This is a genomic window from Marinococcus tarijensis, assembly GCF_054971385.1.
This window is the reverse complement of sequence record NZ_JBQOJA010000003.1, coordinates 146,042-166,002: the sequence shown is the minus strand read 5'-3', so window position 1 is coordinate 166,002 and position 19,961 is coordinate 146,042. Positions and strand designations below refer to the sequence as shown.

The following is a 19,961-nucleotide window of genomic DNA, read 5'->3' as shown; positions in this document are numbered from 1 at the left end:
AAAGTGAAGGAGGAGTAAGATGACAGCAGTAACATTTAAAGAAAAGCCCGTGACACTTGTGGGAGACAAAGTCGAAGTCGGAGAATACGCTCCCGATTTCACTGTACTTGCCAATGATATGAGCCCGGTATCACTAAGTGATGCCTCAGGTAAAGTAAGGCTGATCAGTGTAGTGCCATCTATTGATACAGGTGTCTGCTCACAGCAGACCCGGAAATTCAATGAAGAAGCTGCTTCGCTTGATAATGTGGAAGTATGGACCATCAGCTGCGATCTTCCTTTTGCACAGCGGCGCTGGTGTGCAGCAGAAGGAATTGAAAATGTCCGTGTACTTTCCGATCATAAAGACCTGGACTTTGGTGAACAGTTTGGTCTGGTAATGGATGAGATGAGATTGCTTGCCCGTTCGGTGATCGTAGTGGACAGCGAAGGCAAGGTTTCCTATAAGGAGATTGTTTCAGAAGGAACGGACCATCCGGATTATGAAGCGGCAATTAACGCAGTCAACAATACAAACTAATGAAGAGAATGGCGCCTGCAAAGGCGTCATTTATTGTGTGTGCAGGCCTGGAGAGTAATCGGGTTTTTCCGTTTTCATTACTTCTCTTTAAAGACCACATTTGCTATACTGGCGTATTGTAAAGTGAGAGTGGGAAAGCATTACGCTGCAGAAGGAGGGCGTGTCATGGACGAAACGACACCGGTTGAACAGCTTTTTGAATTGCTGGATGACCTTGCGAAAACGATACAGCAGGAACTGAGTATAACGTATTTGGAAGCGATAGCCGAAGCCGGGGAGGATATCTTTCAGGGGACGGTAGTACAGCGCATGTCTGCAGAAGAAAAAGACCGTCTGGAGCAAAGCCTGGAAGAAAAGATGCCTGAAGCGATGGAGCAGGAGGATGTCCGCAAAGCGTTTCAGCTCGCCCTGATTAAAGGAATGAAGCAGTCCGTGCAGCAGCACCATGCTATTACACCGGACGCTGTTGCTATTTTCATGGGTTATTTAGTAGACAAGCTCATGAATGGCCGTAATGAATTTGTTATTGCGGATCCGGCTGTAGGAACGGGTAATCTGTTATCAGCCGTATTAAACCAGCTGTCGGAAAAAAATATTGAGGCTTACGGTTCAGAGGTTGACGAGACGTTAATTAAAATTGCCTATACGCTGGCGAATCTGCAGGAGCATGCTGTCCAGCTGTTTCATCAGGACAGCATCGAACAATTTGGTGCGCCAGATCCGGATGTGGTCATGAGCGATCTTCCGGTCGGCTACTATCCGAAAAATCAAATCGCCGAATTGTACCAGCTCGGAAGCACGGACGGAAAATCCTATGTGCATCATCTGCTTGTGGAGGGTATGATGAACCGGCTGAAGCCGGGTGGTTTTATGGTGCTTCTCATTCCAAACAACCTGTTTGAGGATGAAAAAGCAGCGGAGCTTCAGGCTTATGTAAAAAGACATGCGCATACGCTCGGCCTTCTTCAGCTGCCGGAAACGATGTTTCAGGCCAAAGAAGCATCGAAAAGCATATGGATGCTTCAAAAGAAAAGTCCTGATGTAAAACAGCCGGGGCAGGCGCTATTGGCAGAGCTGCCATCATTCAGCCGCCAGGAAGCGCTCCAGGATATGATGAAGCGGATCAACGACTGGTTTGTGCAAGAAGGGTTTATCAATAAATAAAGAGAGTAATTATTAGGAGTGGAGAAAGAATGTCTACCATTATTGCTATTAATGCGGGGAGCTCCTCGCTGAAATTCCAACTGCTGCAAATGCCTGAAGAAACCATTATCACTAAAGGAGTTGTGGAACGGATCGGCCTGGAGACTCCTTTTATTACCGTAGAGGTACAGGGAGAAAAGAAAACGGAATATCCTTCGCTGCAAAACCACGAAGAGGCTGTAAAAGCCCTGCTGGATTCGTTAACAAAGTACAATATCATTACCGATGTTAATGACATTGAAGGAGTGGGCCACCGGGTAGTTCACGGGGGTGAAACATTTTCGGATTCTGTTTTAATTACAGACCAGGTGCTCAGCGAACTGGAAAATGTAAGCGAGCTTGCCCCGCTTCACAACCCCGCTAACATTGTCGGCATTAAAGCGTTTCGTGATATTCTCCCGGATGTTCCATCGGTAGCGGTATTTGACACAGCTTTTCACCAGTCGATCCCAAAAGAAAAGTATTTATACGGTGTCCCGTATGAATACTACGAAAAGTACGGGGTGCGCAAATACGGCTTTCACGGAACTTCCCATAAATATGTAAGTCAGCGGATGACAGAGTTAATGGGCCGTCCGGAAAATGACCTGAAAATCATTTCCTGCCATATCGGCAACGGTGCCAGCATCACGGCGGTGGATCACGGCGCTCCCGTCGATACATCGATGGGCTTCACACCGCTTGCAGGTGTAATGATGGGCACGCGATCCGGCAATATTGACCCGGCGCTGATTCCGTATTTAATGGAAAAAACCGGTCAGACAGCTGCAGAAGTTATTGACACATTAAATAAAAAGAGCGGTCTGCTTGGCGTAAGCGGAGCATCCAGTGATTTCCGCGATGTTGTTCAGCAGGCAGGGGAAGGTAATGAAAGAGCCCAGACAGCGCTTGATATATATTTGACGCGGATGCATAAATATATTGGCACCTATGCAGCCAGTATGAACGGCGTCGATGCAGTTATATTCACTGCCGGTGTAGGGGAAAACAGCGCCCTGGTCCGTGAAAAAGTAATGGAAGGCCTTGAATTTATGGGCATTCAAATTGATAAAGAGAAAAACGGCAAGGCTTCGGGAGAGGCATTTATTCAGACAGATGACTCCCGTGTAGCTGTCGCAGTGGTTCCTACTGATGAAGAAGTAATGATTGCCCGGGACACAGTCCGGCTCGGCCAGGTTCAATAATTCAGATTCAACTCCTGTTTCGATGAAGCAGGAGTTTTTTACAAAATATATTATATTTCTGCATATATTCTCTGGATAATGGGAAAGAATGAGTAACAGTACTTTGAAAGGAGACAGATTTATGCAAACAGCCGAAATGCGCTGCAAACTTCCTGTCTCAGCATTAGCGGAGCGCTGCGATCCGCGCATGTTTTCCTTTCACACAACGAAAGAATTAACAGATAGAACTCAGGGAATGATTGGACAAGAGCGTGCAGTGAAAGCTATGGAGATGGGTTTGGAGATTCAGGATGAAAATTATCATATGTTTTTAACCGGAGCAAGCGGGCTTGGGAAAACGACATATGCCCGGAGAAAAGCAAAGCAGGCAGCAGAAAAAAGGCAGGTGCCGGCTGACTGGATTTATACATATTCTTTTGAGGATCCCCGCCGGCCGAGGGTGATGAGCATCCCCGCCGGTCTGGCTGAGCCGTTTGCTAAAGATATTAAAGAACTGATTGAGGATCTGCAGGAGGAGATCGCTGCGACACTTCGCAGTAAGTCCTTTGAGCGGAAAAAAGTATCTATGGCAGAAAAGCATGAAAAAGTGATTAATGATCATTGGGAAAAGCTTGAAGAGGAAGCCGCAGCAAAGGGGTTTGCTCTTGAAAAAACAGAAGAAGACATCGTGGCGGTGCCCCTTAAAGAAGACGGCGAACCCCACAGCGACGAAAGCTATAACGAACTTTCAAAAACACGGCAGGATTATATAATGGAGGAGTCTCAGGCAATTACCAGACAGGTGAACGACTTTTTGAGACAACAGCAGGTGGCGAAGCGTATTTTAAGACGCCAGCTCCGGGAAGCCGACGAGCAGATGGTTCAAACATCCATTCAGGGCTTTATTTCGACTTTAAAAGATGAATATATCAATGAAGGCTTACATAAATTTCTTTCGGACATGGAAAAGGACGTTATTCAGCACTGGCAGGAGTTTCTGCCGACAAAAAAAACCCAGGAAGGACGTCAGGCCGTATCGAACTTTTCGTTCCGCCGGTATGAAATTAATATCTTGGTGAATAACAGCGGTAATTCGGGTGCACCTGTCGTTTATGAGTCTCATCCGACCTACGTCAACCTGTTTGGAAAGGTTGAAATTGGCCGCAATGGAGGTTCGCCGGTGGATTTTTCCCACATCAGGGGCGGCGCTCTTCACCGGGCAAATGGTGGTTTTTTAATCCTTCATGCCGCAGAACTGATGTCGCATCCATTTGCATGGAAAGCATTAAAAAGAGCCATGCGGCTGGGCTATATCCGGCTCGAGACGCCTTATGAGGATTCTGATATATTTGCCAGCACTTACCTCGAGCCGGAGCCTGTGCCTTTCCAGGCAAAGGTGCTTCTTGTCGGCACGAATGCTTTATACCAGAAGCTGCAAAAAGAAGATGAAACCTTCCGCAAGCTTTTTAAAGTGAAGGTGGATTTTAATACCACCATGGAGCGGACAAAAGAAAATATATGGCAATACGCGACTTTCCTGGCCTGCTTTTGTGATAATAAACGGCTTCGTCCTCTGACACCGGAAGCAGTCGCAAGGCTTATTGATTACAGCACCAGGGAAGCAGGCCACCAGCGTAAGCTTTCAGTTAAATTTCACGAAGTAACATCTTTATTAATTGAAGCGGATTATTGGGCGGCGCAGGAACAATCAGCCATCATTGAACAAGAGCATGTGCACGCTGCCTTAAAAGAAACAAATTACCGCTCGGCTCAGCCGGAAGCAGCCATTCATGAAGCGATTGAAGACGGGACGATCAATATCGCAACGAGCGGAGAAAAAATTGGCCAGATCAATGCACTGGTGGTAGCTCACACAGGAGATTATTCATTTGGTTATCCGACCCGTGTCACCGCGCGTACATATGCCGGGAGCGGCGGTATCGTTAATATCGATAGGGAATCCCAGCTTACCGGGGCTTTTCATACGAAGGGCCTTCATACACTGACCAGCTACCTGCAGGCGGAATTTGCAAGTGACCGGCCCCTGCCGCTTGCGGCAAGCATCACCTTCGAACAGTCATATCATTTGGTGGATGGTGACAGTGCTTCAAGCACGGAGCTGTATGCGCTCCTTTCTTCGCTGGCAGAAGTGCCGCTCCGTCAGGACATTGCTGTAACCGGGGCTGTCAATCAGTTTGGTGATGTTCAGGCGATCGGAGAAGTGAACGAAAAAATTGAAGGCTTTTATTATGTATGCAAGAAACAGGGCCTTACAAAAACCCAGGGGGTAATTGTACCGACGCAGAACATTAAGCATTTAATGCTTCGAAACGAAATCAGGCGGTCAGTGGAGGCCGGTGATTTCCACATCTGGGCAGTGGATACTGTAAAGGAAGGCATGGAAATACTTATGAGTGAACATGCCGGTGAGGTAGGAGAAAATGGATTTTACGCTTCTAATACTGTCTACGGTAATGTACAGCAGCGGTTAATGGAAATGGCCGAAAAACATCAGGAATAAATAAGCAGAGAGGCCTGTGCGGGCCTCTCTGCTTATTTGTGTATTTATCCGTCTGCTTAGCAGAAGCATTCAATACTGGTTATGGGTCGTGCATGCACATACATTGGATTGCATGATATAGGGCAGATAACGCATAAAATATCAAAAAAATACAATTTTTATACTAAAAAATTGTATTTTCCGGTTGCAAATTCTTTCTGGGCTTGTTAAAGTAATGAAAGAAGTTGAATACAGTAATCATAAACAAAGGCGCTGGTCCTTTTAATTTTTTCAAAACAATGTATAAAAATAATTAATCAAGTATGAATATTCAATTATAATCTGGAGGGAAATAAGAATGGCAGACAAAAAAGTAGTTCTCGCTTATTCAGGCGGATTGGACACATCAGTAGCAATTAAGTGGTTGAGCAGTCAAGGGTACGAAGTAGTGGCGGTAGGACTTGACGTAGGCGAAGGAAAGGATCTGGAGTTTGTAAAAAATAAAGCACTGGAAGTGGGAGCGGTACAGTCATATACGGTAGATGCAAAGAAAGAATTTGCCGAGGATTTCGTACTTCCGGCCCTGCAGGCACATACGCTGTATGAACAAAAATATCCGCTCGTCTCTGCGTTGTCACGGCCGTTGATTTCAAAGAAGCTTGTGGAAATTGCTGAGCAGACAAATGCCGACGCGGTAGCACACGGCTGCACTGGCAAAGGAAACGACCAAGTAAGATTTGAAGTGAGCATTCAGGCTCTTAATCCTGATCTCGAAGTACTCGCACCTGTACGGGAGTGGAGTTGGTCGAGAGATGAAGAAATCGCTTATGCGAAAGAAAATGATGTTCCTGTCCCGGTCAACCTCGATAATCCATATTCAGTTGACCAGAATCTCTGGGGCAGAAGCAACGAGTGCGGTGTTCTTGAAGACCCATGGGCTACACCGCCGGAAGGCGCGTATGATTTGACGAATCCGCTCGAAAAAACACCGGACGAAGCAGATATCGTTGAAATTGAATTCAAGCAGGGAAAGCCGGTGGCACTTAACGGCCAGGCCTATGAACTGCAGGATTTGATTTTGGAATTAAACGACGTTGCCGGTAAGCACGGCGTGGGCAGAATTGATCATGTGGAAAACAGAATGGTCGGAATTAAATCAAGAGAAATTTATGAGTGTCCGGCTGCCATGACGCTGATTCAGGCGCACAAAGAGCTTGAAGATCTGACGCTATCCAAAGAAGTAGCGCACTTTAAGCCGGTTATTGAGAAGAAATTGAGTGAAGTGATTTATGAAGGACTGTGGTTCTCCCAGGTAAGACCGGCGCTTGAAGCGTTTTTGAAAGAAACGCAGACTAACGTGACAGGTATTGTACGGGTGAAATTATTTAAAGGCCATGCTATCATTGAAGGAAGAAAATCAGACTACTCCTTGTACAATGAAAACCTGGCTACCTACTCAACACACGACGAATTTGATCATAATGCAGCTGTCGGATTCATTCAGCTGTGGGGTCTGCCGACCAAAGTACAAAGTGCAGTTAACAAGAAAGGTGTTAATGTATGACCAAACTGTGGGGCGGGCGCTTTACAAAACAAGCGGAAGAATGGGTGGATGCCTTTGGGGCATCCATTCCTTTTGACCAAAAACTGGTGGAAGAAGACATCCAGGGAAGTATTGCGCACGTACATATGCTGAAAAACCAGGAAATCATCACCGAAGAAGAAGCCTCCGAAATTCACCGTGGCTTGAAAGCGGTGCTTGCCAAAGCAAAAAACAAAGAATTGGAGTATTCGGTGCAAAATGAAGATATTCATTTAAATATCGAAAAGTTTTTAATTGATGAAATCGGTCCGGTAGGGGGCAAGCTCCATACAGGCCGGAGCCGGAACGACCAGGTGGCCACAGATGTGCATCTGTATGTGCGAAATCATACACACATCGTTATGAATTCTATCCGGGCCCTGCAGCAGGCGCTGCTCCTGCAGGCAGAGGAGCATGTGGAAACTATTATTCCGGGCTACACTCATTTGCAGCGGGCCCAGCCTATATCCTTTGGGCATCACATGATGGCTTATTTTTGGATGCTTGAGCGGGACTATGGGCGTTTTGAGGACAGCTTAAAACGCACGAACATTTCTCCTCTCGGTGCAGGGGCCCTCGCCGGCACAACATTCCCTATTGACCGCCGGCAGACGGCAGAGGAACTGGGCTTTGACGATATTTACCAAAACAGCCTGGATGCGGTTAGCGACAGAGATTTTGCCCTGGAATTTATGAGCGCGGCGTCCACGGTCATGATGCATTTATCAAGATTGGCCGAGGAAATGATTTTCTGGTCAAGCCAGGAATTTCAGTTTATTGAGCTCGATGATTCCTTTGCGACAGGAAGCAGTATTATGCCGCAGAAGAAAAATCCGGATATGGCAGAGCTTATTCGAGGGAAAACCGGGAGAGTATACGGTAACCTGATGGGCCTGTTTACGCTTTTGAAGGGGCTGCCACTTGCGTATAACAAAGATATGCAGGAGGATAAAGAAGGACTGTTTGATACCGTGCGGACGCTCGAAGGATCTCTGGACATTTTTGCGGGAATGGTGGAAACGATGGAAGTCCGGACGGAAAAAATGGCGGAAACAACGAGCAAAGACTTTTCCAATGCTACAGAACTGGCGGATTATCTTGCTGTCAAAGGAGTCCCGTTCCGGGAAGCCCATGAGATTGTTGGCAAATTAGTGCTGGACTGCATACAAAGCAATAAGTATCTTGTGGACCTTTCCATGCAGGAATTTAAAGAAGCTAATGAAGCATTTGAAGAAGACATCTATGAAGTCTTAAAGCCTGAAACTGTTGTCAGCCGCAGAAATAGTGAAGGCGGCACCGGCTTTGAACAGGTGCGTGCCGCGATCAGGCAGGGAAAAAAGGTAATAAACCGAGCGTAATAAGCAATGCTTCTGCCCCGTCCGGACTAACCCTCCAGACGGGGCTTTTTAGGGTACAGAAGGGCCTGCCTGCATCGCCAATAGAAAGCCCCGCATCCTTAAGGATACGGGGTGTTTTTTCCGGTTCTTATTTACGTACAATTAAGACGTCACATTTTGCGTGGCGGGCAATGGCTTCAGACACGCTGCCGATAAACACACGCTCAACAGCATTCAGGCCGGTAGCCCCGGTGATGATTAAATCTGCTTCATAGTTTTTGGCCAGCTCACGCGGAATTTTTGTTTTTGGAGAACCAAACTCCAACGAGGAGACGACGTCAGGGACTCCTGCATTTTTTGCTTCTGCGGTATAGTTCTCGAGCAGTTCGTTGCCATATTCTTCTGCTCGTGCAATAATAGTACGGTCATACCGTTCCATTGTAGCGAATGTTCTTGTGTCAATAACATGAGAGATGATTAGTTTCGCCTGCTGCTCCTGTGCGATCTCAACAGATTTTTTGAACGCTGTTCTGGATTCATCTGAGCCGTCGACGGCAACAATAATAACTTCGTATCTACTCAATGCCATCCTCCCCTTTTGTCGTAGGATTTCTCTTTCCTATAGATATTTTTCCCTATTTTTTTATTTTAAAACGATTGTCTGTAGGTAAAAGGATGTGCCGGAGAAACAAGTAAAAAATGTTCAAATAATTTTCACTATTAAATGACTAATGATGGATGATATAAAGGCGGGTGAATAACGATGAGGCATGCGTTAATTACAGCAGGCACCAAAGGCCTCGGCCGAAAAGTTTCTGAAGCTTTAAAAGAAAAAGGATATACATTAACTGTTACTTACCGAAAGAAAGACGAAGCCTATTACAGAATGAAAGAGCAGTGGGAAGAAGAAAGCAGCCGTGTTCAGTTTGTTCAGGGTGATATGGTGTCCAGGCAGGACGTTGAGCGGATGGTGGAGGAGGCTTACACAGCCTTTGGCCGTCTGGATATTGTCGTAAATAACGCCGGCCCCTACATATTCGAGAAAAAAAAGCTGGCAGATTACTCTGATGAAGAATGGTACCGGATGATCGACGGCAATTTAAGTGCTGCCTTTCATTTGGCACGAAAGGCAATACCGATTATGCGCCGGCAGCAGTTCGGCCGTTTCGTCACATATGGTTTCCAAAATGCCCCAACAGCCCCGGGGTGGATTTATCGTTCAGCCTACGCCGCAGCGAAAAGCGGCCTGGTCTCGCTGACAAAATCAATATCAATTGAAGAAGCTTCTCACGGCATTACCGCAAATATGGTATTCCCAGGCATAGTGACCGGAGATTTTAAGGAAGCGGATATTCAGGAAGGCAGAAAGATAACCGACGAGTCCATTCCTGTAGGAAGACCAGCAACAGGCGGTGACATTGCGAGAACTATTTTGTTTTTAACGGATGACGATGCAGATATGGTTACAGGTTCTGTAATTGAAGTAACCGGCGGTGTGGATGTGCTTCATAAACGCAGGTAAATGGAAGGCAGTTTAAGTTAGCTCTGTAAAAGGTATAGTTCTCCGGAAACAGTATTTGATTGCGGAGGAGGATATACATGAAAGTATCTTATCATGGTCACTCAGTAGTAAAGATTGAAACGAACGGAAAAACGATTTTGATTGATCCATTTATTACAGACAACCCGTTAACTGATTTGAACGCGGAGGAAGTAAAGGCAGATGCTATTCTGCTGACTCATGGTCACTTTGATCACGTTGGCGACACGGTGGATATTGCTAAACGAAACAATGCGCTTGTCGTGGCACCGTTTGAACTGGCGCAGTACCTTGGCTGGCAGGGAGTAGAAACACACCCAATGCATATCGGCGGAGGGTACACGTTTGATTTCGGTCACGTGCAGCTAACGCAGGCATTTCACGGTTCCGGCTACTTCCTTGAAGAAGAACAAAAGATTATTTACACCGGCATGCCAAGTGGAATCATTTTCGAAGCAGAAGGTAAGAAAGTGTATCATATGGGTGATACCGGCTTGTTCTCTGATATTAAGCTCATCGCTGAAAGAAACAAGATTGATCTTTTATTCGTTCCTATCGGTGATAACTTCACAATGGGGCCAAAGGATGCCAAAACGGCAGCAGAATGGGTGAACGCGGAATATACAGTCCCAATCCATTACAACACTATGCCGCCTATTAAGCAGGATCCACAACAGTTTGTGGACTCGCTCTCACCGCTCAAAGGAAAAGCGCTGGAAGCAGGCGGATCCATCGAGCTGTAACACTTTTAAAAAACCGTTCAGTCATTAAAACAGACTGAGCGGTTTTTTTTAATGCAATTGCCGGCAGGCAGTTGAAGGGAGGGTTCTTGAACCGTATAATGTAATAGTACAGATGATATAACAGAAGTAATACAGTTAGAAATTTACGCAGACAGAACGCTCCCGGTAAATGCGTGAATAAAAAGGAAGGTACTGTGCCTATGGCGACCAAACATGAACAAATATTAAACTACATACTGGCCCTGGATGCAGGGGAAAAAATCTCGGTCCGTGGAATTGCAAAGAATTTAGAGGTAAGTGAAGGGACAGCGTACCGGGCGATCAAAGAAGCGGAAAACCAGGGAATTGTCAGTACAATCGAACGAGTTGGCACGATACGTATCGAAAAAAAGCAAAAAGAAAATTTTGAGCGCTTAACGTATGCTGAAGTAGTCAATATTATCGACGGTCAGGTGCTCGGGGGCAGAAACGGCCTGCATAAAACCCTGAACCGTTTCGTTATCGGTGCTATGAAGCTCGAAGCGATGATGCGCTACGTGGAGCCCGGAAACCTTCTGATTGTCGGCAACCGTTATCAGGTGCATAAGCTTGCGCTTGAAGCTGGAGCAGCTGTTTTAATCACCGGCGGGTTTGACACGAATGAACATGTTATTTCTCTGGCGGATGAACTGGGACTTCCGGTCATTACAACGACGTACGACACGTTTACGGTAGCCTCAATGATCAACCGGGCGATCTATGACCAGCTGATTAAAAAGGAAATTGTGGTCGTAAACGATATTTTAATTCCACTTCAGGACACTTATTTTATGACAGTGGATAACACTGTGGAAAAATGGCACGAAATGAACCAGAAAACCGGCCACAGCAGATACCCGGTGATCAGTGAAGATATGAAAATCCAGGGGATGGTGGCAGCGAAGGACGTTCTGGGGGCTTCTGTGCAGACACCGATCGAAAAAGTAATGACAAAATCTCCGATTACGGTGAGTGAACGAACGTCTGTGGCTTCGGTAGCCCACACCATGGTATGGGAGGGAATCGAACTGCTCCCGGTGATGGACGATGCGAAAAAGCTGCTTGGAGTCATCAGCCGGCAGGACGTATTAAAAGCACTGCAGATGGTGCAGCGCCAGCCGCACGTCGGGGAAACCATCGAAGATACGGTGACAAGCCGTTTTCGGGAGGCTCCGCCCGGGTCAGGCTTTATGTTTGAATGCGATGTTACCCCGCAGATGACTAACGCGCTTGGAACAGTGGCAAACGGAGTTATTATGTCTCTTGTTACAGAAACCGGCCGGCGTCTGCTTAGAGAATACAAAAAGGGTGACATGGTTGTAGAAAATGTAACACTTTACTTTATCCGCCCGGTACAGATTGAAAGTAAAATAGGTTTGAACGGAAAAATTCTTGAAGTGGGAAGAAAACACGGAAAAGTGGATGTAGAACTGTACTACGAAGGTGCAATTGTCGGTAAGGCGATGATGATGGTACAGCTGCTCGACCGCTGATCAATGGAGGAAAGATAATGCAGATGTTTCAGGCAATCATACAAACGATAGAACAATACAGTAAAATCATGATTTACCGGCACGAACGTCCGGACCCGGATGCTCTCGGTTCTCAGGCTGGAATGGCAGCATGGATTAGAAAACAGTTTCCGGACAAGCAGGTGGGCACTACAGGTGAAAATGAACCTTCTCTTTCGTTTTTAACGACGATGGATGAACATTCATTTGAAGTGGACGCTGAAACACTGGTTATCGTGTGTGACACTGCCAATATGGCAAGAATCGACGGCGCAGGCTGGGATCAGGGAGCGGCAGTTATAAAAATCGACCATCATCCAAACGAAGATCCATACGGCGAGCCGATGTGGGTGGATACGAAAAAGAGCTCCACCTGTGAAATGATTACCGAGCTGGTGCTGTATGCCCAAAAGTCTTACGGCTGGACAATCCCGAATGAAACCGCCAGCCTCTGCTACGCTGGGATTATCGGAGATACCGGACGTTTCCAGTTCAGTAACACAACGCCGAACACGATGCGCATGGCAGCTGAACTGCTCGCATTTGATTTTGACCCGGGAGCAATCTATGCCGAAATGTATAAAAACCCCGAGAGCCTGGTGCGTCTGCGCGGAGAGGTGCTTCAAAACTTCACGCTGACCGAAAACGGAGCAGCTTACATGTACCTGACCCGGGATCTGCTTGGTAAATACAATGTAACCATTAATGAATCTTCAGCGGTAATTAACTCGTTTGCTGATACAGAAGGAGTCATTGCGTGGGTATTTTTTGTGGAAGAAGAGCAGGGTTCATACCGTGTGCGTTTTCGTTCGCGCGGGCCGGTGATCAACCAGCTGGCTGTTAAATACCGCGGAGGCGGACATACAATGGCTGCAGGAGCGCAGGCAGAGAACAGGAAGGAAACGGAAGATATTATACTGGAGCTTGAAAATATCTGCCGAGATTGGAAGCAGCGGTAAAGAACGTTCATCACAGACCAGGACGAAGGGAGGGAGAGGCGCATGTCACTGCACGCGTATTCGGAATACAGCATTTTACAAAGCACTATCCGTCTCGAAAACCTTGTCCGCAAAGCAAAGGAATACAACTGGCCGGCAGCAGCGGTTACTGACCGGGACACGATGCACGGGGCAGTGGCTTTTTACCGTCTCTGCCAACAGTATCAGGTGAAGGGCCTCCCGGGGATTGAATTGTGGGTCCAGGGAGACACTAAAGAGGATGAAGAATTTCCGGTGGTTGCGCTGCCGCAGGACAACCAGGGCTACGGGCAGCTCATGCGGTGGGCCGGGGACAAGCAGCAGGACAGAAAGGTAACATGGGAACAACTGGCAGAGTCTGCCGGTTGTCTTTTTATCCTCCCGCTTGAAAACAGCGAGCCGGGCACCTTTAAGAACCGGAAAGATGCATTACATGCGTTTTTTGAAAAGTGGAGCAGGCGGTTCGGAACTGACGTTCTGTGGCTTGAAGCGCCCATGGCTGGAGAAGAAGTAGAATGGAGAAGGGCTGCAGAGCAATTCGGGCTCCCGATGGCAGCGTCTCCATTAATCAATATGCAGACAACCGAAGAGGAGCGGGCCTACAAGCTGCTGCATGCAGTAAAGAAAGGAATTGTCTGGAAAGATACCGTAATAGAACAGACCCCTTTCTCGCTCGAAATGTGGCAGCAGGAAGGATCTGTGATGTATGAAGCTGAACATATCGGTAACTGGAAACGGGCAGCTGATAAATGCCACGTGGATATTTCATTAGGGGAGAAGCACCTTCCGGTATTTCCAGCTCCGCGCGGGCAGTCTGCCGGCCTGTATTTAAAAAAACTTGCGGAAAAAGGAATGCAAAAGCGTTATAGTGCCGTTTCGGAACAAATGAGAGAGCGGTTGAAGCATGAACTGAATGTTATCATCGATGCCGGCTTTGCTGATTATTTTTTAATTGTGCAGGATTTTGTCGCGTTTGCTAAAAAGCAGGGAATGTATGTAGGACCGGGAAGAGGGTCGGCAGCGGGATCGCTCGTTTCCTATCTTATCGGTATTACGGATGTGGATCCCCTGCAGTACGGCCTTCTTTTTGAGCGTTTTCTGAACCCCGAACGTGCGGCGCTTCCGGACATAGATATTGACTTTCCGGACCACCGGAGGGAAGAGGTGCTGCACTATTTACGAAATAAATATGGGGAGAGCCATGTGGCTCAGATTGTTACATTCAATACGTTCGGGGCGCGGGCGGCAATAAGGGATGCGGGAAGGGTGCTCGAAATTCCGCAGGGGCTCATTAACCGGACGGCCGGTATGTTTTCAAGCGCTGATTCCATTGGCGGAAAAACTGCCGGCGACAAACAGCTGCAGCAGTGGCAGCAGAAAGAACCAAAAGTTGACTCCCTTCTCCGGGCGGCTTCCTTTTTGGAAGGGCTGCCACGCCAGACATCTATTCATGCCGCTGGCATCGTGTTAAGCAGCGAACGGCTGGAATCCTATACTCCCTTAATGGAAAGGAACGGCTCGCTGCTGTTAACGCAGTACCCGATGGAGGACCTTGAAGCTCTTGGACTTGTGAAAATCGATCTGCTGGGGCTCCGGAATTTAACGCTGCTTGAATATATGACCGAGGCTGTTCAAAAGATAGAGAAGAATTTTCAGTTAAGACGCATACCCATGGATGATGAAAAAACGTATCAGCTGCTGAGCTATGGGAAAACTAACGGAATATTTCAGCTTGAGTCGGCAGGAATGAAATCTGCCCTGCAGCAGATCAGGCCCGACCGTTTTGAGGATATTGCCGCCGTGAGTGCTCTTTACCGGCCGGGCCCAATGGCTCAGATCCCCTTGTATGCAGAGCGCAAGCACGGGATAAAAGAAATGCCTGATCTCCCTGAACATATTGAAGATATTGCAGGGTCTACATATGGCATTATCGTATACCAGGAGCAGATTATGCAGATTGCGGTGAAAGTGGCGGGGTATACAATGGGAGAAGCGGACTCCTTCCGGAGGGCTATCAGCAAAAAAAACGCTGATGAAATGAAAAAAGAAGAAAAACGCTTTCTTGAAAAAGCCGCAGCGTCAGGCGTGCCGAAAACAGAAGCAGAAACAATATTCAGCTGGATAGAACAGTTTGCCAATTATGGTTTTAATAAAAGCCACGCAGTGGCCTACAGCGTCATCTCCTATCAGCTGGCTTATATTAAAGCCCACTATCCGGCCGTATTTTTCTCTTCATTAATGACAAGTCATGTGCGAAGTGAAGAAAAATTTCTGGAATATCAGCGGGAAGCAAAAGAGCTTGGCATTAGGCTGCTTCCGCCTTCAATCAATCAAAGCGGCTACGGTTTTCGTATTGAGGAAGGAAATCTTCGTTTTGGCTTGAATATCATTAAACAGGCAGGTAAAAATAATATCCAGATGATTTTAAACGAAAGGAAAAACGGTGGACGCTTTGAATACTGGCTTGATTTTCTTCACCGCGTGGATACAAGAGCGATTGGCCGTCAGGGGTTTGTATACCTTATTCAGGCTGGGGTGTTTGATGAATTTGGTGTTGAGCGGTCGACGCTGCTCGCTTCGCTTGACCGTTCACTGCGGATGATCGAAGGAGAACAGGAATTCCAGGAGTTTGGCACAGAGCTGGCGCCGAGAATGCGCTGGATTGAAGCTGAGCCCCTTACCCGCGAAGAAAAGCTTGAGATGGAAAAAGAAGCCTCCGGATATTACTTAAGCGGCCATCCGCTGGATGCATACAGTGAACTTTTTGCTTCCTTCCGGTTATGGGATCTTGGAAGCTCGCTTCCAGCGGATAATCAGCTGCGCTGGGCCGGAGGGTTCGTGCGGACCGTAAAAACGGTGCGAACGAAAAATGGACAGTCCATGTGTTTTCTGACGATGGATGATGGCTCCGGGGAGCTTGAAGTGGTCGTATTTCCGAACGTCTACCGAAATGTAAAATCACTGCTTACAGAAAAGTCGATCCTTTTGATCCAGGGGCGCACTGATAAACAGGCCCGCACCAGCAAAATGATCGCAGAAGACTGTCTGTCCCTGCAGGAGCTTGAAAAACAGTCGGAGAATACACTGTTTGTTAAATTGCCGGCAGAAAGCGGAGAACAGGCACTGCGCCGAATTAAACAGATACTGCGGCAGTCGCCCGGTGCTGTACCTGTCATCGTCTATGATGAGCAGCAGGAGCGCACCATTCAGCTCGGAAAAAGCTTAAAAACGAATGCCGGCAGTGCGTGTATACGTGAACTTGAAAAGATTGTTTCAACAAAATCCATTATTTTAAAATCAAATAAAGATGCCGCTGACTGATTATTCTGTTATAATAGGTAACGTTTATAATTAAAACGAATGAAACATTTAATGTGCTTCTAAAAGCACAGGGTTATAATTAAAGTATAAAAAACGCTGAAGGAGAGTGGCACCATGCCGACAACCCGCGAGGAAGCACTACATATTCATAAACAGAATCAGGGAAAACTGGAAACGGTCTCGAAAGTACCGGTGAGAAATGGAAGAGATTTAAGTCTGGCATATTCTCCAGGTGTAGCCGAGCCGTGCAAAGAAATTTTTGATGATAAACAAAAGGTATTTGAATATACAATGAAAGGAAATATGGTAGCGGTCGTGTCCGACGGCTCTGCCGTGCTTGGCCTGGGTAATATCGGCCCGGAAGCGTCCCTGCCTGTTATGGAAGGAAAGGCGGTGCTGTTTAAATCCTTCGCGGGTGTAGATGCTTTTCCGATCTGCCTCGAAACAAATGATGTCGACAAAATTGTAGAAACGGTAAAATTAATGCAGCCAACGTTTGGCGGCGTGAATCTTGAAGATATCGCCGCTCCTAACTGCTTTGTCATTGAAGAACGGCTGAAAAAAGAAACGAATATTCCTGTTTTTCATGACGATCAGCACGGCACTGCAATCGTTACTGTAGCCGGGTTAATCAACGCCCTGAAGCTCAATAAAAAGCATATGTCTGAAATCCGCGTAGTTATTAACGGGGCAGGTTCAGCCGGCATTGCTATTATTAAACTTCTGCGCCGCTTTGGAGTGAAGGACGTAATTTTATGTGACTCCAAGGGAGCCATCTACGAAGGGCGTCCGGAGGGCATGAACGACATGAAAGCGGAAGTCGCAAAAGTAACGAACAATGAAAATGTTGCCGGCGGATTAAAAGAGGTTGTACAGAACACGGATGTATTTATTGGAGTTTCTGTGGCGGGAGTGTTATCGAAGGAAATGGTAGAGTCCATGAATGATGACCCTATCATCTTTGCGATGGCCAACCCGGACCCTGAAATTACTCCGGACGACGCGAAGGAAGCTGGAGCGAAAGTGATCGGTACGGGCCGCTCCGATTTTCCGAACCAGGTAAACAACGTGCTCGCGTTTCCGGGTATTTTCCGGGGGGCCCTCGATGTAAACGCCACCCATATTAACGAGGATATGAAAAAAGCAGCTGTATATGCTATTGCAGAGCTGATTACCGACGATGAGCTGAACGAAGATTATGTTATTCCGAATCCGTTTGATCCGAGAGTCGCTCCAGAAGTAGCTGCAGCAGTAGCGAAAACAGCTATGGAAACAGGTGTGGCGCGAAAAAATGCTGATCCGGAAAAAATTAAGGAAAAAACAAGAGCTCTTTCTGATATCGAAGAATAGTAAAGACCTACACTCTTAGCCATTGAAGATGTCTGGCTTTTCCTATATATTAGAGCCTGTATGTGATAAACTATGTGGGAGACTAATAGCAGGAGCGATCGCTGACAAAACGGTCGCTCCTGATGTACATCTGCAAATAAAACAACAGCGCTGCGTTATGTACACCCGCTGAACGGTGAATTGCATTCCGGGACGCTGCAGTCTGCTTGCGTTTTTATTATTTGCGGAGCAGCCAAGCATTAAATATGAAGAAGGTGTCTTTATGATGATCAAAGATTTATTCAGCAAAAGGCGGAAATATGCTTCAATGCCGGCTGAACGGGAACAGCCGAAAACAATGAATGAAGGCGTTATGACAAAATGCCCTAAATGTAAAACAATTGTGTATACGAAAGAGTTAATGAAACATGCCAATGTCTGTATGCACTGTGGTCATCATATGCCGATGACTCCTTCCGAACGGATCGATTTGATCCTCGATACGGATTCCTTCCGTGAATTAAACCCTCATATGGTTTCGGCAGATCCTCTGGAGTTCCCGGAATACAAAGAAAAGCTTGAAAAGGATCAGAAAAAGACTGGTCATAAGGAAGCTGTCGTCACAGGTGAAGGGACGATCGGAGGCACCCCGGTGGTTCTTGGTGTCATGGACCCGGCGTTTAGGATGGGGAGCATGGGGTCGGTAGTCGGAGAGAAAATCGCACGGGCAATCGAACGGGCACTTGACCTCCATGCCCCCTTTATTTTGTTTTCGGCTTCGGGCGGGGCCCGGATGCAGGAAGGGATTCTAAGCCTCATGCAAATGGCCAAGACGAGTGCAGCGCTGAAAAAAATGGATGAAGCAGGGCTTTTATTTGTATCAGTTATGACTCACCCTACTACCGGCGGCGTTTCCGCAAGCTTTGCCTCTCTTGGGGATTACAATTTTGCCGAGCCGGAAGCGTTAATAGGCTTTGCTGGAAGAAGAATAATTGAACAGACAATACGCCAGGAGCTTCCCGAAGACTTTCAGACAGCGGAATTTTTGCTTAAACACGGACAGCTCGACAAGGTACTGCATAGGCAGGACATGAAAAATGTTTTGTCCGCGATCGTGCAGATGCATACGTGAAGGGAGTAAGTGACAATGGAAAATCATCTTCCTTTTGAAAAACCAATCATGGAGCTCCGGAACAAAATCGATGAATTAAAAAGCTTCACAGATGAGAAGGACATTGATTTAAGCGGAGAGATAGAAAAGCTGGAACAGCGGCTGGAGCAGCTCGAAGCAGAAGTATATAATAATTTAAAGCCGTGGCAGCGGGTGCAGATCGCGAGGCACCCGGAGCGGCCCACCACGCTGGATTATATTGACAGTTTGTTTGAGCAATTCATTGAACTGCACGGCGACCGGCTGTTTGGCGATGACGAAGCAATTGTCGGAGGCATTGCCTTCTTTGAAGGAAGCCCGGTAACTGTTATCGGACATCAGCGTGGAAGGGATACGAAGGAAAATGTGCGCCGGAATTTCGGCATGCCGCATCCGGAAGGGTACCGCAAGGCGCTTCGACTCATGAAGCAGGCCGAAAAGTTCAACCGGCCGGTGATCTGCTTCGTTGATACGAAGGGCGCTTATCCCGGAAAAGCAGCGGAAGAGCGGGGTCAGAGTGAAGCTATTGCGCGTAACCTGATGGAAATGGCCGGGCTGAAAGTGCCGGTGATTAGTGTTGTTATCGGAGAAGGCGGCAGTGGAGGCGGTCTTGCGCTTGGAGTAGCGAATCATGTACATATGTTCGAAAATTCATGGTATTCGACGATTTCTCCAGAAGGGGCTTCCTCTATCCTGTGGAAGGATGCTTCATATGCAAGGGAAGCTGCTGAAGCTATGCGTATCACAGCCGGTGACTTGAAGGAATTTGGCGTAATTGATGAGATTGTGAAGGAACCCCGGGGAGGGGCCCATCATGATCCGAAAGAACAGATGGCTATTCTGCGAAAAACGCTTCAGCAATCTTTGAAGGATCTGCTTGTATTAACACCGAATGAATTAATAGAATCAAGGTATGAAAAATTTAAGCAGATGGGTACGTTTGAAGAAAGTGATTTTTAGGAAAGCGCCGGGTGGCGCTTTTTTTATGAAATTGAACGGGCCCCTGTTATTCAGCCGGTATTGAAGAAGCCGTACCGGGGACTGTCACAGAGGTCCCCTCTTAGTGT

The 19,961-nt window shown here is 47.1% G+C and carries 15 protein-coding genes; 14 read left to right on the top strand and 1 reads right to left on the bottom strand.

Annotation, left to right across the window (positions count from 1 at the left end; all coding sequences use genetic code 11):
- Positions 1-19: 19 nt before the first annotated feature.
- The 6 genes from tpx (at position 20) to argH (ending at position 8,326) form a co-directional block, all read left to right on the top strand.
- Positions 20-520 (top strand): thiol peroxidase, encoded by a 501-nt coding sequence (gene tpx, locus ACTTK7_RS02975; RefSeq protein WP_462865639.1) that lies wholly within the window; start codon positions 20-22, stop codon positions 518-520.
- Between the two features lie 165 nt (positions 521-685).
- A complete protein-coding gene (locus ACTTK7_RS02970) occupies positions 686-1,684 on the top strand; it encodes a class I SAM-dependent methyltransferase (RefSeq protein ID WP_462865638.1) in 999 nt (332 codons plus the stop codon).
- A 29-nt stretch (positions 1,685-1,713) separates the two neighbouring features.
- Complete coding sequence (locus ACTTK7_RS02965) at positions 1,714-2,907, top strand: acetate/propionate family kinase (RefSeq protein WP_462865637.1); 1,194 nt, start codon at positions 1,714-1,716, stop codon at positions 2,905-2,907.
- 121 nt (positions 2,908-3,028) lie between these two features.
- Entirely contained in the window at positions 3,029-5,407 is a 2,379-nt protein-coding gene (locus tag ACTTK7_RS02960; protein WP_462865635.1) for a Lon protease family protein, read from the top strand.
- 337 nt (positions 5,408-5,744) lie between these two features.
- Positions 5,745-6,950, top strand: a complete 1,206-nt coding sequence (locus ACTTK7_RS02955) for an argininosuccinate synthase (protein ID WP_462865634.1) — start codon at positions 5,745-5,747, stop codon at positions 6,948-6,950.
- Entirely contained in the window at positions 6,947-8,326 is a 1,380-nt protein-coding gene (argH, locus tag ACTTK7_RS02950; protein WP_462865632.1) for an argininosuccinate lyase, read from the top strand. Before ACTTK7_RS02955 ends, argH begins: the two co-directional genes overlap by 4 nt.
- A 127-nt stretch (positions 8,327-8,453) precedes the next feature.
- Here argH and ACTTK7_RS02945 read toward each other — a convergent pair whose 3' ends face one another.
- On the bottom strand, positions 8,454-8,894 hold the full coding sequence (locus tag ACTTK7_RS02945; RefSeq protein WP_091614868.1) for a universal stress protein: 441 nt from the start codon (positions 8,892-8,894) through the stop codon (positions 8,454-8,456).
- A gap of 174 nt (positions 8,895-9,068) precedes the next feature.
- Here ACTTK7_RS02945 and ACTTK7_RS02940 point away from each other — a divergent pair, with 174 nt between their 5' ends.
- The 8 genes from ACTTK7_RS02940 (at position 9,069) to ACTTK7_RS02905 (ending at position 19,854) form a co-directional block, all read left to right on the top strand.
- The gene (locus ACTTK7_RS02940; RefSeq protein WP_462865631.1) at positions 9,069-9,827 is read left to right on the top strand and encodes an SDR family oxidoreductase; all 759 of its coding nucleotides are present in this window, start codon (positions 9,069-9,071) and stop codon (positions 9,825-9,827) included.
- Positions 9,828-9,904: 77 nt separating this feature from the next.
- Entirely contained in the window at positions 9,905-10,588 is a 684-nt protein-coding gene (locus ACTTK7_RS02935) for a metal-dependent hydrolase (RefSeq protein ID WP_462865629.1), read from the top strand.
- Between the two features lie 200 nt (positions 10,589-10,788).
- Positions 10,789-12,099, top strand: coding sequence for a DRTGG domain-containing protein (locus tag ACTTK7_RS02930; protein ID WP_462865627.1), 1,311 nt, complete (start codon positions 10,789-10,791; stop codon positions 12,097-12,099).
- 17 nt (positions 12,100-12,116) lie between these two features.
- Positions 12,117-13,076 (top strand): DHH family phosphoesterase, encoded by a 960-nt coding sequence (locus ACTTK7_RS02925; protein WP_462865625.1) that lies wholly within the window; start codon positions 12,117-12,119, stop codon positions 13,074-13,076.
- 42 nt (positions 13,077-13,118) lie between these two features.
- The gene (locus ACTTK7_RS02920) at positions 13,119-16,415 is read left to right on the top strand and encodes a DNA polymerase III subunit alpha (protein WP_462865623.1); all 3,297 of its coding nucleotides are present in this window, start codon (positions 13,119-13,121) and stop codon (positions 16,413-16,415) included.
- Between the two features lie 114 nt (positions 16,416-16,529).
- Entirely contained in the window at positions 16,530-17,765 is a 1,236-nt protein-coding gene (ystJ, locus tag ACTTK7_RS02915) for an NADP-dependent malic enzyme (protein WP_462865622.1), read from the top strand.
- Between the two features lie 265 nt (positions 17,766-18,030).
- Positions 18,031-18,876 carry an acetyl-CoA carboxylase, carboxyltransferase subunit beta gene (gene accD / locus ACTTK7_RS02910; protein WP_462865667.1) on the top strand — a complete coding sequence of 282 codons (846 nt, stop codon included), beginning with the start codon at positions 18,031-18,033 and terminating at the stop codon, positions 18,874-18,876.
- Positions 18,877-18,891: 15 nt separating this feature from the next.
- On the top strand, positions 18,892-19,854 hold the full coding sequence (locus tag ACTTK7_RS02905; RefSeq protein ID WP_022793099.1) for an acetyl-CoA carboxylase carboxyltransferase subunit alpha: 963 nt from the start codon (positions 18,892-18,894) through the stop codon (positions 19,852-19,854).
- Positions 19,855-19,961: the final 107 nt, after the last annotated feature.

Bases quoted from the DNA above. Each gene is read 5' to 3' on its own strand.
- tpx (WP_462865639.1), top strand. From the start codon at position 20: ATGACAGCAGTAACATTTAAAGAAAAGCCCGTGACACTTGTGGGAGAC.
- ACTTK7_RS02970 (WP_462865638.1), top strand. From the start codon at position 686: ATGGACGAAACGACACCGGTTGAACAGCTTTTTGAATTGCTGGATGAC.
- ACTTK7_RS02965 (WP_462865637.1), top strand. From the start codon at position 1,714: ATGTCTACCATTATTGCTATTAATGCGGGGAGCTCCTCGCTGAAATTC.
- ACTTK7_RS02960 (WP_462865635.1), top strand. From the start codon at position 3,029: ATGCAAACAGCCGAAATGCGCTGCAAACTTCCTGTCTCAGCATTAGCG.
- ACTTK7_RS02955 (WP_462865634.1), top strand. From the start codon at position 5,745: ATGGCAGACAAAAAAGTAGTTCTCGCTTATTCAGGCGGATTGGACACA.
- argH (WP_462865632.1), top strand. From the start codon at position 6,947: ATGACCAAACTGTGGGGCGGGCGCTTTACAAAACAAGCGGAAGAATGG.
- ACTTK7_RS02945 (WP_091614868.1), bottom strand. From the start codon at position 8,894: ATGGCATTGAGTAGATACGAAGTTATTATTGTTGCCGTCGACGGCTCA.
- ACTTK7_RS02940 (WP_462865631.1), top strand. From the start codon at position 9,069: ATGAGGCATGCGTTAATTACAGCAGGCACCAAAGGCCTCGGCCGAAAA.
- ACTTK7_RS02935 (WP_462865629.1), top strand. From the start codon at position 9,905: ATGAAAGTATCTTATCATGGTCACTCAGTAGTAAAGATTGAAACGAAC.
- ACTTK7_RS02930 (WP_462865627.1), top strand. From the start codon at position 10,789: ATGGCGACCAAACATGAACAAATATTAAACTACATACTGGCCCTGGAT.
- ACTTK7_RS02925 (WP_462865625.1), top strand. From the start codon at position 12,117: ATGCAGATGTTTCAGGCAATCATACAAACGATAGAACAATACAGTAAA.
- ACTTK7_RS02920 (WP_462865623.1), top strand. From the start codon at position 13,119: ATGTCACTGCACGCGTATTCGGAATACAGCATTTTACAAAGCACTATC.
- ystJ (WP_462865622.1), top strand. From the start codon at position 16,530: ATGCCGACAACCCGCGAGGAAGCACTACATATTCATAAACAGAATCAG.
- accD (WP_462865667.1), top strand. From the start codon at position 18,031: ATGATCAAAGATTTATTCAGCAAAAGGCGGAAATATGCTTCAATGCCG.
- ACTTK7_RS02905 (WP_022793099.1), top strand. From the start codon at position 18,892: ATGGAAAATCATCTTCCTTTTGAAAAACCAATCATGGAGCTCCGGAAC.